15 protein-coding genes are annotated in these 14,962 nt (G+C 45.7%); 9 read left to right on the top strand and 6 right to left on the bottom strand.

The window, feature by feature from the left end:
* Positions 1-44: 44 nt before the first annotated feature.
* Complete coding sequence (locus tag L5M11_RS10825) at positions 45-353, bottom strand: hypothetical protein (protein ID WP_105250308.1); 309 nt, start codon at positions 351-353, stop codon at positions 45-47.
* Between the two features lie 278 nt (positions 354-631).
* On the opposite strand from L5M11_RS10825, the gene L5M11_RS10830 reads away from it, so the two are divergent.
* On the top strand, positions 632-1,156 hold the full coding sequence (locus tag L5M11_RS10830) for a DUF3016 domain-containing protein (RefSeq protein WP_131523944.1): 525 nt from the start codon (positions 632-634) through the stop codon (positions 1,154-1,156).
* A gap of 43 nt (positions 1,157-1,199) precedes the next feature.
* Here the strand turns inward: L5M11_RS10830 and L5M11_RS10835 are convergent, their stop codons facing one another.
* Both L5M11_RS10835 and L5M11_RS10840 read right to left on the bottom strand, forming a co-directional pair.
* Positions 1,200-2,957: a GGDEF domain-containing protein gene (locus L5M11_RS10835; RefSeq protein ID WP_263182568.1), complete on the bottom strand. Its 1,758-nt coding sequence runs from the start codon at positions 2,955-2,957 to the stop codon at positions 1,200-1,202.
* 165 nt (positions 2,958-3,122) lie between these two features.
* On the bottom strand, positions 3,123-3,431 hold the full coding sequence (locus tag L5M11_RS10840) for a prephenate dehydrogenase (RefSeq protein WP_105250305.1): 309 nt from the start codon (positions 3,429-3,431) through the stop codon (positions 3,123-3,125).
* 48 nt (positions 3,432-3,479) lie between these two features.
* On the opposite strand from L5M11_RS10840, the gene L5M11_RS10845 reads away from it, so the two are divergent.
* Complete coding sequence (locus tag L5M11_RS10845; RefSeq protein ID WP_263171808.1) at positions 3,480-4,382, top strand: TraB/GumN family protein; 903 nt, start codon at positions 3,480-3,482, stop codon at positions 4,380-4,382.
* 33 nt (positions 4,383-4,415) lie between these two features.
* Here L5M11_RS10845 and L5M11_RS10850 read toward each other — a convergent pair whose 3' ends face one another.
* Positions 4,416-5,189, bottom strand: a complete 774-nt coding sequence (locus L5M11_RS10850; RefSeq protein WP_219234758.1) for a methyltransferase domain-containing protein — start codon at positions 5,187-5,189, stop codon at positions 4,416-4,418.
* 727 nt (positions 5,190-5,916) lie between these two features.
* On the opposite strand from L5M11_RS10850, the gene L5M11_RS10855 reads away from it, so the two are divergent.
* Together L5M11_RS10855 and L5M11_RS10860 are read left to right on the top strand one after the other, a co-directional pair.
* Entirely contained in the window at positions 5,917-6,747 is an 831-nt protein-coding gene (locus L5M11_RS10855) for a MaoC/PaaZ C-terminal domain-containing protein (protein WP_106651707.1), read from the top strand.
* Between the two features lie 346 nt (positions 6,748-7,093).
* Positions 7,094-8,806, top strand: a complete 1,713-nt coding sequence (locus L5M11_RS10860; protein WP_263163658.1) for a formate--tetrahydrofolate ligase — start codon at positions 7,094-7,096, stop codon at positions 8,804-8,806.
* An 85-nt stretch (positions 8,807-8,891) separates the two neighbouring features.
* Here the strand turns inward: L5M11_RS10860 and L5M11_RS10865 are convergent, their stop codons facing one another.
* Positions 8,892-10,550: a mechanosensitive ion channel family protein gene (locus L5M11_RS10865; RefSeq protein WP_263192076.1), complete on the bottom strand. Its 1,659-nt coding sequence runs from the start codon at positions 10,548-10,550 to the stop codon at positions 8,892-8,894.
* Positions 10,551-10,785: 235 nt separating this feature from the next.
* Between L5M11_RS10865 and L5M11_RS10870 the strand changes: the two genes are divergently transcribed.
* The gene (locus tag L5M11_RS10870; RefSeq protein ID WP_263192078.1) at positions 10,786-11,115 is read left to right on the top strand and encodes a hypothetical protein; all 330 of its coding nucleotides are present in this window, start codon (positions 10,786-10,788) and stop codon (positions 11,113-11,115) included.
* A gap of 146 nt (positions 11,116-11,261) precedes the next feature.
* On the opposite strand, the gene L5M11_RS10875 is transcribed toward L5M11_RS10870, so the two are convergent.
* Entirely contained in the window at positions 11,262-11,387 is a 126-nt protein-coding gene (locus tag L5M11_RS10875; RefSeq protein WP_105250299.1) for a hypothetical protein, read from the bottom strand.
* Between the two features lie 288 nt (positions 11,388-11,675).
* Between L5M11_RS10875 and L5M11_RS10880 the strand changes: the two genes are divergently transcribed.
* From L5M11_RS10880 to L5M11_RS10895, 4 genes are all read left to right on the top strand, one after another.
* Positions 11,676-11,966, top strand: coding sequence for an ABC-type zinc uptake system zinc chaperone (locus tag L5M11_RS10880; RefSeq protein WP_263163656.1), 291 nt, complete (start codon positions 11,676-11,678; stop codon positions 11,964-11,966).
* An 81-nt stretch (positions 11,967-12,047) separates the two neighbouring features.
* The gene (locus L5M11_RS10885; RefSeq protein WP_263163654.1) at positions 12,048-13,232 is read left to right on the top strand and encodes a hypothetical protein; all 1,185 of its coding nucleotides are present in this window, start codon (positions 12,048-12,050) and stop codon (positions 13,230-13,232) included.
* Positions 13,216-14,124 carry a metal ABC transporter solute-binding protein, Zn/Mn family gene (locus L5M11_RS10890; RefSeq protein ID WP_173913152.1) on the top strand — a complete coding sequence of 303 codons (909 nt, stop codon included), beginning with the start codon at positions 13,216-13,218 and terminating at the stop codon, positions 14,122-14,124. The genes L5M11_RS10885 and L5M11_RS10890 overlap by 17 nt, the downstream gene beginning before the upstream one ends.
* A gap of 4 nt (positions 14,125-14,128) precedes the next feature.
* Positions 14,129-14,929 carry a metal ABC transporter permease gene (locus L5M11_RS10895; protein WP_263163652.1) on the top strand — a complete coding sequence of 267 codons (801 nt, stop codon included), beginning with the start codon at positions 14,129-14,131 and terminating at the stop codon, positions 14,927-14,929.
* Positions 14,930-14,962 lie beyond the last annotated feature (33 nt).

Raw genomic sequence — 14,962 nt, forward strand, 5'->3', positions numbered from 1 at the left:
GCTGAGTTTATTGTATAAATATTGAACCTATACTGAATGGTTAGTTAGTGCTCATTCTTCATTTCTTCGCATTGAAATCCTTGCTTACGAGTATCGAACTGGCACATAGATCCACATTCCCAAGGCACATTGTCGTAGAAGGCAGATTGTTCGCGTGCAAAATCGCGGCAAGTATTATAGCTGTCAAAGTTATCGGTTTTTTTATATTTTCCTGAATCATAGCCATGGTTGTAGATAAAGGCTGACCAAGTTTTAGGGCCAGTATTTTTGTCACTCGGGGAGATAAACCAAATCGCACTTACGACGCAGGTAAACAGGATAAGAATGAACACAGGTACAACAGGGAATTTCATTTTTTATTAAGTGGGCAATGTAAACAATAGCGGAAGGATAACGCTTTTTTTGTCGTTATGCGCGTGAAATGTTCACAAATTGATAACTATGCACTTACTTGGTGCAATTCCGATACAAAAAGATACGTATCGGTTGTGATGGTTAAATAATATTTACTCAATTATACAAAAGCTTACGGCACATTTGCTGTACTTATATCAGTTTTGCGTTAAGCTCTAGTTCAGGTTAGATTTTGTACTGTGGTTCTCAGAAAGTTATTTAGGCCTTGGAGGCAAACATGAAAATTCAGTCCCTTTTACTCGCAGGTGTATTAAGTTGCAGTGCGGCTTGGGCGGCCGATGAAGCGCCTGTGGATCCCGTCACCGAAGATGGTGTGGTTAAAATTGTTTGGCAAAGTCCTAAAGATTATCGCGATATAAAATCATCAGGGGAGCTCCAATCCCGTTATGAGAAACGCTTATTTGAGACCTTAACTGAAAACATCAATAAAGAAGCTGCGAAGATTTTAAAGCCAAATCAAAAGCTTGAAATGACCATTACCGATGTTGATCTTGCGGGTGATATGCGTCCAACATTTGGTGCGACCGCCAATGATTTACGCATTATCAAAGACATTTATCCGCCACGTATGACTTTTTCTTATCAAGTCATGGAAAACGATAAAGTGATTATCGCGGGCGATGAAAAACTGTCGAATATGGGGTTCATGGATGGGATCCAATCTTTAAATGATAAACCTTTTATGTATGAAACCAAAATGTTAACCGAGTGGTTAAAGAAGACGATTGCACCACAACTTTAATATCTCATATCGGTCGCTAATGCTGAGTATTAAAGCTGTTTAGCTATGCTGTTAGTGCCTGAGTGTCGATAATTAGATGATTTTCTAACAGGTAAAATCCGTTATTTGCGGATTTTGCCTGTTTTTTTGCCCTAGCGCTTAAGGTCGATAGACTATGTTCATGGGCGTTAAAGGTGAGTGCGGGTGGTAAAATGCCTACACACAGACTGATCAATTGATGGTAACAGGCTTCACCTTTTCTATCGTCGGCGAGCATTTCCTGGGCCAGCCAGTGATCTGCGCTATAAAATAAATGCTTATGGGTTTCAAAATCCGCTAGAATTCGCTGGCAACGGCTGATCATATGCTCACAGGTGCTGATAATGACAAAGTCATCGCCGCCGACATGGCCAACAAAGCAATTGTCGCTTTTATACTTCAGTAACAGATTCGCCACTTCACAAATCACTTCATCGCCACGGCAAAATCCATAAATATCGTTATAGGGCTTAAAGTTACACAGATCAAAATAGGCTAGATAAAAATGTTTCTTTTGGATCTTAAGGCGTTTTAATTCCTCTTGAATGGGCACATTACCCGGCAAGTCTGTAAGAGGATTTGCATGGCGCGCCATCTTAATTCTGTGCTCTGTGATCCTTTGTAGCAGATCCTTGGTATGGCCTATGCCGAGTAGTTTACCACGGCGAAGGATAATGAACTGTTGCGCTACCGTATTAGCACTCTCTGAGGTCAGTAATTGACTTACGATGGATAATGGTTCGTTGGCCTCAATCTGGATGACTTGCGGGTCCATCACTTCACTCACAGCATGATTTTCATGTAAGGCGCGACCATAGGGTGTGCTGAAGAGTTCAAGTAAGGTCGCGCGGCTGATAATACCGAGTGGCAACTGGTTATCGACCACTACAACCGCCTGTAATGCAGGTTGCGAGATAAAGGTGTCACTTAAAAATTTGAGTTTAAGTGTAGGCACTACGGTTATGGCGCTCGTGCACAGGCTCTCGGCCGATTCGCTGTATCTAGGTTGAATTTGAGTATTGCTCGGCACTAAGGTCGCTTTCATCGCGCGGCAGGGGAGCACTTCTGGACGACCGAGTAAGTAGCCTTGGCAATAGACGATACCCAGTTGTTTGAGTACGGCTAATTCCTCTTGCGTTTCAATTCCTTCGGCTATCACTTTGCAGGTTAAGCTTTGGCATAACTCCACAATCGAGCGGACAAATTCCTGTTTGACTGGAGTCGAATCAATCTGATGGATAAAGTGACGGTCGATTTTGACATAGTCAGGTGACAATTCTGACCAGAGTCTCAGACCCGAATAACCTGCACCTAAGTCATCGATCGCCGTTAAAAAACCTTGGCTACGATAGTGATTTAAGCAGGATTTGAGTAAATCGATATCATCGGCGGGATATTGCTCTGACAGTTCAATCACAACCTGTGATGGCGCTATGCCAAGTTGTTGCAGCAGTTGTAAGGTCATGCCCTTGGGGTGGGCGGGATCTAACAATGCCTTGGGCGAGATATTGATAAACAGCTTGCCTTGAAACTGACGCAACTTAAATTGCTCGAGTGAAATACGGCGACAAAGGGTTTCTAGCTCGCTTAATTTACCTTGATGTTCGGCGGTCTGAAATAGCGGGACTGGGGAGTATAACGGGCTGTGTTCAGGGCCACGGCTTAACGCCTCAAAACCATGAATTTTATGTTCTAATATATTGAAAATTGGCTGAAATAAGGGACTGATTGCCGCTTTAGAGATTATTTTATCGAGCTCTTTAGCCAGATCTAAACTTGTCATTACGTCAGCCCCTTCGTCTATGTGAGCGGAGTCTATGACTTAGAAATGACAAAATGATGACAGTTTTGGGGAAGCTTAGTGCTATCTATCTGTGTTGGTGGGCTTGATTAGATATGCTATGGAAAGAGCTGAAATCTAAGATGAGTTTCAGCCCCTAATCTCGGTTTAGCTTTGCTTCTTAAAGGCCTGCAATGTTTGCAGTAATGCGCCTAACTGACGCACATAGGTTTCGAGTTCTTTAGGATCGAGCGTTTGATGCTCTTCCATGCGAGTTAAGTCATCGACCAACTCTTGCACATAGGGCAGAAAGCGATTACTCGAAGCGATAAAACCTTGTTCTGCCGTGAATATGCTGGTGAAGTTTCCATGGCCAGCTTTCTTTAGCTCATCTAACTTAGCGTCGGCGTCTATGGCTTGGCGATAGGCGATTTGAAGATTTTCTTTCAGTTGCTCTATAACCTTGGTATGTGGCATAACAGCGTCTCATTGCAAAATTTGCAGGAATTATAAGGGGCAAAGGATATGGCAACAAGCCAATGGCGACTAATTGCATCAATCTGTTTTATGGCGTTAGCGGGTTTGAGCGCAAAAGTGGTGGGCGCAGAAACCGATAAACCACCATTTTATCAAGTGCAATGGCAAGGCAAGAGCGCGTATTTGCTGGGTTCGATTCATATTGGACGTGCCGACTTTTATCCTTTACCCACCCAAATTGAAACCGCGTTGGGTAAAGCTAAGGGCTTAGTTGTAGAAGTCGATATCAATAAAGTCGATAGCACAGCCTTACTGCAACAATACGGCCGCGCGGATAAAACTAAGGGTTTAGATTGGCAGAGCCGAGATAAGCAAACGGTCGAGAGCATGACGCCCTATTGCGCGGCCACGGCAAATGTTTGTCAGTCGATACAATCTTTTGCACCTTGGCTGCAGGCTACTCAAGTTAACTTATTGCGTTATAACGACTTAGGTTACAGCACGGATTATGGCGTTGATATGCAGTTGATGGCTCGATATGCGGCTTTGCCTGTGTATCCGTTGGAAACCGCCGAGTCACAATTTCAATTGTTAGCGTCTTTTAATAGTCAAGAGCAGTGGTCTATGGTGCGTGAGGCGATTAGCGCATCGGATGCGGAGCTTTTATCGTTAATAACGGCTTGGCGTTCAGGTAATGAAACTGAGCTTGATACCATAATGCAGGAGCAAATGGGCGGCGAGGGCGACACTAAAATGCTAGAGAAAATCCTCTGGCAGCGAAACCATGTGATGGCCGATGGCATTATAAAATTAATGGGCTCGACTGACGTGACTTCACCTTTGTTTGTGGTGGTTGGTGCTGGCCATGTGGTGGGGGATAAAAGCGTGGTGCAATTGCTAGAGCAAGCAGGCGCCAAAGTGAGCGCCTGCTGGAAACAGACTTGTCAGTAATCGTTTAGGCAGTGCGTTTGTAACGACGCGCGTTCACACTGCAAAGCTTTGCCCTAAAAAGTGCACATATCGGCCGAGGGAAATATAGGGTTCGCGTTGCGAGTACTCCAGCTCCATTTGTAGCAGCTTGTGATAGTCGAAATCCGCGGGCTGACTCTTTTTCAAATAGTCGTGGATTACACGCACGCCAGACTGGCTGATGAGCGACATTCGCCACTCGCTAAACCAATCTTTAACTTCTTGAATATAAAGCGGATGAGTGGGAGTTAGTCGCACTTTCTTCTTCACTTTTAAATCAGCGGCGACGTAATCGAAATTGCCCGACACTAAAGCATGAAAGCGCATGGCTTCTTTGTTGTAAAACATCAAAGAGAATAATCCGCCGGGTTTTAGCATAGTAAGTAAACCCGCTACAGTGGGCTTAGCATCCGTTAACCATTCAACGACCGCATGACACAGTATAATATCGAAATAGCCATGGTTATCGACCGATAATGCTTGGATAGGCGCATGGATAAGCTGGATAGCTAATGGTTCAGGTGAGGCATCAATTTGTTCTTTGGCTTGAGCCAGCATCTCAGCAGAGATGTCGCAGAGTACAACTTCGTGGCCGAGGCGCGCTAATCTTTGGCTAAAGTAACCAAAACCACCGCCCGCATCTAATACTCTGAGTTTTTTATCCCCCAGTTTTGCCAGCGCGGGGACGAGGTCGCGCCATAGCACAGCGGCACGAATTTCGCCCTTGGGCGTACCATAGATGTTTTTCGCAAATTTTTGCGCGAGCTTATCAAAATTCTTATCTTGCACGTGATAACTAGGTTAAAGAGAGTGGAACGATAGTGTGGCACAGTCGTAAATTTTTCGCACTCTGGAGATGTTATTGCCGAGTTGAGATGGATAAATTTGCATCGTTAATTTTTAATCTATTGATTTTATTAGTAGTAATTATTCCTACTAAACTTAGGGATACACAGAACTCTGTGCTCTGGGTTATAATCACGCCGTTTTCGCCAAACCTGACTCTATATACCCAAGCGACCTGAAGATACGAGTTTCAGAGCGCCTAGGATGCTTCAATTCAAGGCGCATCAATGACAGAATGTCGGCCACCTTTTGAATTGATGCAACACGGAAGTGAAGTGCCCTAGGCGCTCCGTCCCGGCGGGTTTTAACGCACTTTATGCTGTGTTGGTTATTTTGAACTTAGCCCGCTAGGTCCGCAAATAACCGCAATCGCCATGGATGGCGTGAATGCCATTTATGCAGGAGCAATAAAGGGCCTTGCCTAAAGTGCGTTAAATTCCCGCTGAATCCTGCATTTTCAGGTTGTTTGGGTATAGTTGTCCATTCGGAGAGTCAGCATCAGCCCTTATTAAGACGCAGCACTGCCTGTTTTACACTCGTTATCAACTTGATTGAGCAGACGTTACTCGTCTGTGCGGGGTAATTTATGGCAATGCATTTATGTGCCAAGGGATAGTTAATTAAAAGGTACTCAGACTTGAATAATGCATATTGTGTTGAATTGAACGCGATGCCGTCGCTGTTTTCTCTTTATCGCAAGATCTTCTTTGGCCGTAAGCCGGGTTGGGATCAGCAACCGCTGCCCTATATAAAGGTGACTGCGCCGCATGTGACTGTGTCTGAAACTAAAGTAAGCCAATATGCGCAGGTGTGTGGTTTTCAATTTGACGGTAAAGTGCTGCCGCCAACCTATTTGTACGTGATGGCATTTCGCCTGCATGCGGTGATTTTTACCCACGATGGCATCACTTTCCCACTGCTTGGGATGATCCACCTAAAGAACCGCATTCAAGTGTATCGCCCTGTAACGGTTGACGAGACTTTCTCCCTCGAGTGTGCCTTGACCACAAGCCGTGAGACGGATTCTGGCTTAGAGTTTGAATTTGTGTCTAAGGCGTTTGTGGGTGAAGAACTCGTTTGGGAATCGCTTTCCACCTATTTATATCGTATCGATGTTGCTGGACGTCGGGTTCGTCCACCTAAAGCCATTGATATGGCGTGGGAAACGCCACAAAGCTGGAGTTTGAGTGAAGATTTAGGTCGTCGTTATGCTAAGGCATCTGGTGACTATAACTTGATCCACTTGCATCCTGTGCTCTCAAAGCGTTTTGGTTTTGATCGCGTGCTCGCCCATGGTATGTGGTCTAAGGCCCGTTGTTTGGCGGAGTTGATGCCAAGCATTGGCGATCGTCCATTTACTGTGGATGTGACCTTTAAACTGCCACTGTTGATGCCTGCCGATGTTGGATTTGGCTATGAGCAGAATGCTAATAATATGGTATTTGAATTACGTGACAGCAAAGGCCGTCGACCTCATTTAAGTGGCGATGTGCAGTTTTAAGCCGCACTCAATAATACATACAACCACGGCGCCTTCTGGCGCCGTTGTTGTTTATGGTTGTTGCTTTTGAGAAACAAAAATCAAGGTACGCTGTGACCCATAGATGCCTACCAGATACTGAACCATTGCTAATGACTGAGCTCGATCTCATTGGCGGCGACGGCGCTCTTGAGCCGCTCGAACGCAGGACAGATTATTTGATGCAGATTAAGGAATCGCTCATTAACCCTTTCGATGGCTATATATCTTAAAGCCAATCACCTAATATCCGCCCTATTCAATGAGTGTTGTGCTTAGCAACCCCTCATACTAAACCAAAGCGTATTTGAAAGGGAGAAATCGACGCATGCTGACAGATATGGATATTTCGAATCGCGCTAGCCTAAAAGACATTAATGAACTGGGCGCCGACTTAGGTCTATTACCCGAAGAGATGATGCAATTTGGTCACACTAAAACCAAGGTCGAGCTCAGTGTGTTGCAGCGTTTAGCTGGGCAACGCAAAGGAAAATTGATTATCGTCACCGCAGTCACGCCTACGCCTCACGGTGAAGGTAAAACAGTGACGAGCATTGGCTTAACGCAAGCGTTAAATGCCATAGGTAAAAAGGCCTGTGCCTGTATTCGCCAGCCCAGCATGGGGCCTGTATTTGGGGTGAAAGGTGGTGCTGCGGGTGGCGGTTATGCGCAAGTGGTACCCATGCAGGAGATGAATTTGCATCTCACGGGTGATATTCATGCCGTGAGCAGTGCCCACAATTTAGGGGCTGCAGCGATTGCGGCGCGGCTATTTCATGAAGCGCGCTTAGGTAAGGCGGAATTTGAGGCGCAATCTGGGCAAGCGTTTTTGGATATAGATCCCAGTGAGATCCGTTGGCACCGAGTGGTCGATCACAACGATCGTTGTCTTAGGCAAATCCAGGTGGGCTTAGGCGATAATAATGGCCCAGAGTACGCCTCCAGTTTTGATATCACCGCCGCCTCTGAGTTAATGGCGATTTTAGCCTTAAGTCATAATTTGGCGGATATGCGGGCGCGAATAGGTCGTCTAGTGCTGGCATTAAATACTCAAGGGCAAGTGATCACAGCCGAAGACTTAGGTGTCGCTGGTGCGATGACGGCCATCATGGCGGATGCGATAAAGCCGACGTTAATGCAGACTTTAAATGGTTCACCTTGCCTGATCCATGCGGGACCCTTTGCCAATATTGCCCACGGTAATTCATCCATTATTGCTGATGATATCGCCCTCAGACTGGCGGATTTTGTGGTGACTGAAGCTGGTTTTGGATCAGATATGGGCTTTGAAAAGTTCTGTAATATCAAAGTGCGTCAATCGGGTCAGGTGCCCGCTGCCGCTGTGCTGGTCACTACTTTAAAAGCGCTGAAGGCCAATAGTGGTTTGGTGTCTGCGTCAGATATCAATCTACCAGATCAGGCTCGACTCGAAGCGGGCTTTGAAAATTTAAACTGGCATATCAACAATGTGGCTCGATATGGTATTCCTGTGGTGGTTGCCATTAACCGTTTCGCCATTGATACTGATGCCGAGTTGCAATGGCTAACTGCGGCTGTTAACGCGAGCAGCGCCTTTGGCTGTGAGGTCAGCGATGCTTTTAGCCAAGGGGAGGCGGGCGCTGTCGCCTTAGCGCAGACTGTGGTTCGCGCCGCTGAAACCGAGAGTCAGTTCAAGCTGTTATATTCAGATGAAGCCTCATTGGAGGCTAAGTTATCCACCTTAGCCGAAGTGGGGTATGGCGCAGCGGGCGTTAGCCTTTCTATCGAGGCCAAACAACAGGCGCAGCAGCTGGCCGTATTAGGTTATGGACATTTGCCCCTGTGTATGGCCAAAACGCCGTTATCAATTAGTCACGATCCTAGCTTAAAGGGCGTTCCTCAGGACTTTGAGATCCCAGTGCGTGGTTTAGTCTTGCATGCTGGTGCGGGGTTTATTACCGCCTTGGTGGGGAATGTGATGACTATGCCAGGACTTGGGCTGAAACCGGGTTACTTAAAAATTGATATTGATGCGCAAGGTGAGATAGTCGGCTTAGGCTAACACTTGATGCAGAGATTTATAGGCCAGAGATAAAAAATAAGGGCGAGCTCATTGCAACGCCCTTCTTCTCTCATTTAACGCTGGTTTAAAGCGGTGATTTCGTAGTTTGATAGATATGCACATCACGCTGTGGGAAGGGAATACTGATCCCTTCGGCGTCAAAGCGCATTTTCACTTCGCGGGTAATGTCCCAATACACTTCCCAGTAATCTTCCGGTTTTGCCCAAGGGCGAACGATAAAGTCGACCGAAGATTCGCTCAATAGATGTAGTTTAATCGTCGGTTCTGGTAATGGTTGTACCTTAGGATGCGCTTCGACGATGGACTTGAGAATCGCTTCAGCCTGTTCGATGCTGTCGCTATAACTGATCCCAAAGGTCATATCGACTCGACGTTGATGCTCAGCTGTGATGTTGTTAATCGTGTCACCCCAAATCTTATTATTAGGAATAATAAGACGTTGGTTATCCATGGTTTTAATCGTGGTGGAGACAAGGCTCATGTGACTGACGCGTCCGGTGACGCCAGCGGCGTTGATCAAATCGCCCACATCATAGGGACGGTAAATTAAGATCATCATGCCTGAGGCGAAATTCGACAGGGTATCTTGCAGGGCAAAACCAATAATTACACCCGCGATACCAAAGCCTGCGAGCAGGGGACCAAGTTCGATCCCAAGCTGTGAAAGGGCGATTAACAGCCCGATAGTAAAGACGGCTTTACCTGATAGCGAGGTGAAGAAGTCTTGTAATAACTTACTTAAATTCAACTTAGAATTGCTAACGGTATTTTTCACTATCTGTTTGGCTAACTTGCCGGCGAGACCCGCAATAAACAAGATCAAACAGAAAACAAATAACTTAAACACGACGGTTGGGCCGTGATTAATCGCTTGTTCTTGTGCCGTATTTAGCCACTGCTCAACGAGACTTGATGCCACATCAAAGTTCAACACATCTTGAGTTATATCACCTGAAACACTAAAGAGTGTCTTTTTCAGCGCGGCGGTATCATGGCCTAAGGCGTCGAGTAGGCTGATGTCGATATTTAAGCTCTGACTATTCTGTGCTAAGCGTTCCTTTAGCATCATTACGTGGCTGGTTTGCGCCGAAGTGACATCTTTACCTGCATTGGTTGCGATATCGATTGCTGCTTGTAGTTGCTGCTGGGTATAAGTCACTAAACTTTCTAGCGTATCGGCACGTGCTACTAAAATTTGCATCAGTGATTTTTGTGCTTCGCTAATATCTTGGCCAACTTGTTCGAGCCAAGTGAGCGTCTCGAGTTGTTGCTTGTAATAGGTGTCTTTTTCTAATTCGCGCTTTGATATTTCCAGCAGAGTCGCATCATCTGTGCTTGAACCTAATTGCTGTTCCAATTTACTAATGTTGACATCGATATAAGCATCAATTTGTTGGATGTAGTTAAGTTGTCCTTGGATTAATGGCTGCAGAAAAGCCTTGTCGATTGGTGTTGCTTCGAGCAGATCTTTAATCTTATTACGTAACTGTAAGGTTTTGTTTTGAATTCGATATTCAACAATTGTCTTCAATTCGCCTTTGGCATTTTTTAGTTTACGTATATCCGTATCGATAGCCTGTTGCAGCATTGCCAGTTCTGCCTTGAGCGTTACAGGAGTGCTTAATGGGCTTTCGGTTGCAGCGACAGGTTCAGTTTGCGCTTGGGATGAAAGGCTCAGTAGTGGTATTAGCAGGGCAAACACGAGAGCGAGGTAGCGGTGCATAGGAGTGATCTTAAGTAGAAATATGTCTGAGTATGATAGATGTTGCCGGATCTACTGTAAAATATCTGCGAGTGAAATAGCCCTTGGAATTAAACTTTTTTAGGGAAGGGTTGATTTGAGCTTAACCTTGAGTGCGGTGCTTTATCTGCTTTTTCCGACATTTTGGGTATTTACAGGCCGAACTCTAGTCGGTATCTGGTAAACTTGCGCATCGTTATTTAGGAATCGTGTTTTCATGTTGTGTTCCCATTGTAATCAATACATCAAGGTCAGTGACATTAGCCAGCAAAGAGGCAAAGGTTTCGACGCCCAAGTGCGTTGCCCCCATTGTGCGGCTTGGTTAGGCCGCAGCCCAACATTGGCTAAACTCAAGTTATTAGGATTTTATTTGAGTGTGTTTATGGCGGGATACAGTTACTTTGATTCCTCTGTGCGGTATTTTGCGATCCCTGTAATGATTTTTTCGTTGATGTTGTTGTTTGTGAGCCATTTTATGGATCAAGTCATCACCATTGAAGCGCCCGAGCAAGTCGATGATAGCGATCAAAGGCAGAAGTATCGTTAGGCTAATAAGTGGATTCGTTATGGATAGGAAAATCGGCGATACAATTTTCCAGAGACGAACATCATTTGAGCGCCTTTAGCAGGCGCTCAAAATGCAACGAAGAGGGTTTAAGGGGTGAACTGCAGCCGCGGTTAATGAGTCTTTGTTTACTGCACGACTTGTTCTTGACTCGTTAAAGAGTGCTCAACGTAATAAATACCACCAAATATCACCGCGCTGAAGATGACTATCCCTAAGATAAGCCCTAAGTTTTCACGAAAAAATGCTAGCATAATAGTTGCCTTTAGGTGGATAAAACGGAGCCATATCGAGCTTGATTTCGTCATTGTGCTCGCAGACATAAAAACTAAATACACTATAGTTACACTCACTTAAGCTAATCTTAAATGCGTTTTTTTACCTGTGTCCTGGCAAGATCCTACCGCTATTGAAACAAGAAGTTATTGGTAAGACTGGGTACCTCAAATATCTTGTAACCTTTTGCAAAGCGATTACCTTATTGCAACTTGCTATGGCACTGACATAGACTTATGCAACTTTTTAACTATGGGGACGACTGAGTGAGACTTAAAAGTCACATTAGACGCACAATTTCGATATGGCTTGCTGCCGTACTGATATTGCTGTCTCTTGCTGCCTCAGCCCATAGTGTGACCCATCTTGATGATGGCGCTAAGACTCACTGTACTCTGTGCTTCCATCAGCACCAACTCAACAAGATTTTATTGACCCATCCGCTGACGCTGAATTTAGCTATACAGCATTTAGATGTGGTCGAATTTATTTTACCTTCCTCTATTTTTGAACACGTCAGTGTTTATCGCAGTCGTGCGCCTCCCTTCGCTCTCTAAATCAACTTAAAATTTTAACTTATTGTATTTCTTGATGACTTTATATCGGTCGTCGAGTGCTAGTTGTATTTTGGAGATATCATGAATGTTTTAAATACCCGAATTTCTTTGGTGGCTTTGGCGTGTGCGCTCGTTTCGCCTAGCTTATTTGCAGAAGACTCGAGCTTGACCAACCCTAATATCAGTGGTGTGCTAAATGGATATTATCAGACGGGAGAGCGCCCATTAGCCGAGAGTCCAGATGGCTTTGGTTTAGGTGAAACTGAACTGGCGATGAGTGCCAATATCGATGATATGTTTTACGGTAAAATCACCGCAGTAGTTGAAATGCATGACGGTGAGACTGAACTGAATCTGGAAGAAGCCTTTATTCAAACCATGGCAATGCCAGCGGGGTTTTCTATCCGTGGTGGCCGTTTCTTATCGGACATTGGTTACCTCAATAACCAACATTTACATACTGATTCCTTCACCGACCGTCCTGTGGTTTACCGTGCATTCTTAGGGGGACATTATTTTGATGACGGTATACGTTTTAACTACGTAGCGCCGACGGACTTGTATTGGACCATGGGCGTTGAAGCCTTTAAAGGCGATAGTTTACGTGCTGCCGATGAGCATGGTGAGCGTGAGTTTAAGAAGGTCGGCGTTTATACCTTGTACTCAAAAATTGGTGGCGACATAGGCGATAACAGCTCATGGCAAGCGGGGTTGAGTTACTTGCGCAACGAAAATGGCCAAGTGACTGCCCATGAAGAAGGGGAACATGAAGATGAGCATGCCCATGGTGATGAGCACGAAGGTCATAGCCATGCCGCATCTTACACAGGTAAAAATACCTATGGTGCTGATTTTGTTTATAAGTGGGCGCCTAACGGTAACTACAAATATCAAAATCTCACTGTGAGCGGTGAGTACTATCGCGTGAGCGATTTTACACCTATCGATTTACATCCTGAGGATGCACCGAGCCAAGATTACCACCAAGGTTGGTATCTGAGCAGTGTGTACCAATTCACGCCGAGCTGGTCAGCGGGGGTGCGTTATGGTGAAGCTGATACCCAAGAGCTCCATGGCGATCATTTTCATGGGCAAAAGTTGAAGGAATCTGAGGTGAGTTTGGCTTGGCATTCTAGCCACTTCTCGACGGTTCGTTTCCAGTATACCAATCAAAAGGGTACTAACTTCGATGGAATAGAAGACGATAACATCTTCACTATTCAATACATTATGTCTCTGGGGGCTCACGGTGCGCATCAATTCTAATTTAGCTAAATTGGCCGCAGTGGCCTTATCTGTCACTTATACTGGTTTGGCCCATGCCGAGCTGAATGTGTTTGCCTGTGAACCTGAATACGCGGCATTGACCAAGGAGCTTGCTCCAACGGCTAGCATCTATTCGGCAACGACGGCATTACAAGACCCTCACCAAGTGCAGGCGCGTCCGAGTTTGATCGCTAAAATGCGTCAGGCGGATCTTGTGGTGTGCGCAGGTGCCGATCTTGAAGTGGGTTGGTTACCTATGCTGCAGATGAAGTCGGCAAACGCAAAAGTGCGCTCGACCGAGCAAGGCTTATTTTTCGCAGCCGATCAAATTGAAACTTTAGATAAACTGGCCAGTGTCGATCGCAGCATGGGGGATGTGCATGCTCAAGGCAATCCACATATTCATTTTGACCCGACGCGACTGTTAAAAGTCGCCACGGCACTGAGTGCTAAGCTGACTCAGTTAGATCCTGCTGGTGCGGCCGATTATCAACAGTCACTGGCAGATTTTACCACTCGCTGGCAAGCCGCAGTCCCGCGTTGGGAAGCGCAAGCTAAGGGATTACAAGGTAAAAAAGTGATCGCTTACCACTCAAGCTTCAGATACTTATTCAACTGGATTGGTATCGAGCAAGTGGCAGATTTAGAGCCAAAACCGGGTTTAGCTCCCACTAGCGGCCACTTAGCGAGTCTGCTGACGCGCGCCGAGCAGGGGGATATTCTGGCCGTAGTTGTGGCATCTTATCAGGATGAACGCGGTGCAAAATGGCTGGGTGAAAAAGCGAACTTGCCCGTGGTAATGCTGCCTATGTCTGTGGGGGGGAATGATAAGAGCCAAGATTTATTTAGCCTGTATGACAGCGTGATTTCCCTCTTAAATGGAGTGAAATAAACCTATGTTTGATCTTGAGCTGATGTCGATTCTGTTACCTGCATTGGCAGCGGGGATCTTAGTGTTGTCGACGCATATTGTACTTGGGAGACAAGTGCTTAAGCGTGGCATCATTTTTATTGATTTAGCGATAGCGCAAGTTGCCGCTTTAGGCGCGATTGTCGCTCACATGGACCACAGATTAGAAGATATGCCGTTTGCTAATGTGTGGATGCCAGCGCTGTTTGCCCTTGCTGGTGCAGGGTTTATCGCTTGGTTAGCTAAGCGTATGGCGGGTGAGTTGGAGGCTATGATTGGCTGCTTTTACGTCTTGTCTGCGGTGGCCGCAATGCTGTTGCTGGCAAACGACCCACATGGCGCCGAGTTGTTAAAGCAATTGATGTCAGGTCAGATCCTGTGGGTGAGTTGGTCACAACTGATTTTGCCGGCCGTAGTGTATTCACTGGTGTTATTAGCGATATTCCTGCGCCCCCAGATGTTGGACGGGGCAGGATTTTATCTGCTATTTGCGCTAGTGATTACCTTATCGGTTGAATTAGTAGGCGTTTATCTGGTGTTCAGTACCTTGATATTGCCAGCTTTAGCGTTGAACAAGTACCGTGGTAAAGGTCGGCTATTTTACGCTTACCTCGTCGGTTTACTGGGCTATGTTTTGGGCTTAGTTCTGTCGACGACCTTAGATCTCCCTAGTGGTGCGGCAATTGTCGCGACTTTGGCCGTGAGTGCCTTAGTTATCCGCTTTGTGTTAAGTAAAGTCTCACCTCAGGCAACTGAGCCTGAAATCTTACCCAAGCACCACGCTTAGTTCGATATTAATCTTAAAGCCCATCGATACACT

This window comes from Shewanella sp. SM87, from assembly GCF_025653705.1.
Taxonomy (GTDB): domain Bacteria; phylum Pseudomonadota; class Gammaproteobacteria; order Enterobacterales; family Shewanellaceae; genus Shewanella; species Shewanella oncorhynchi.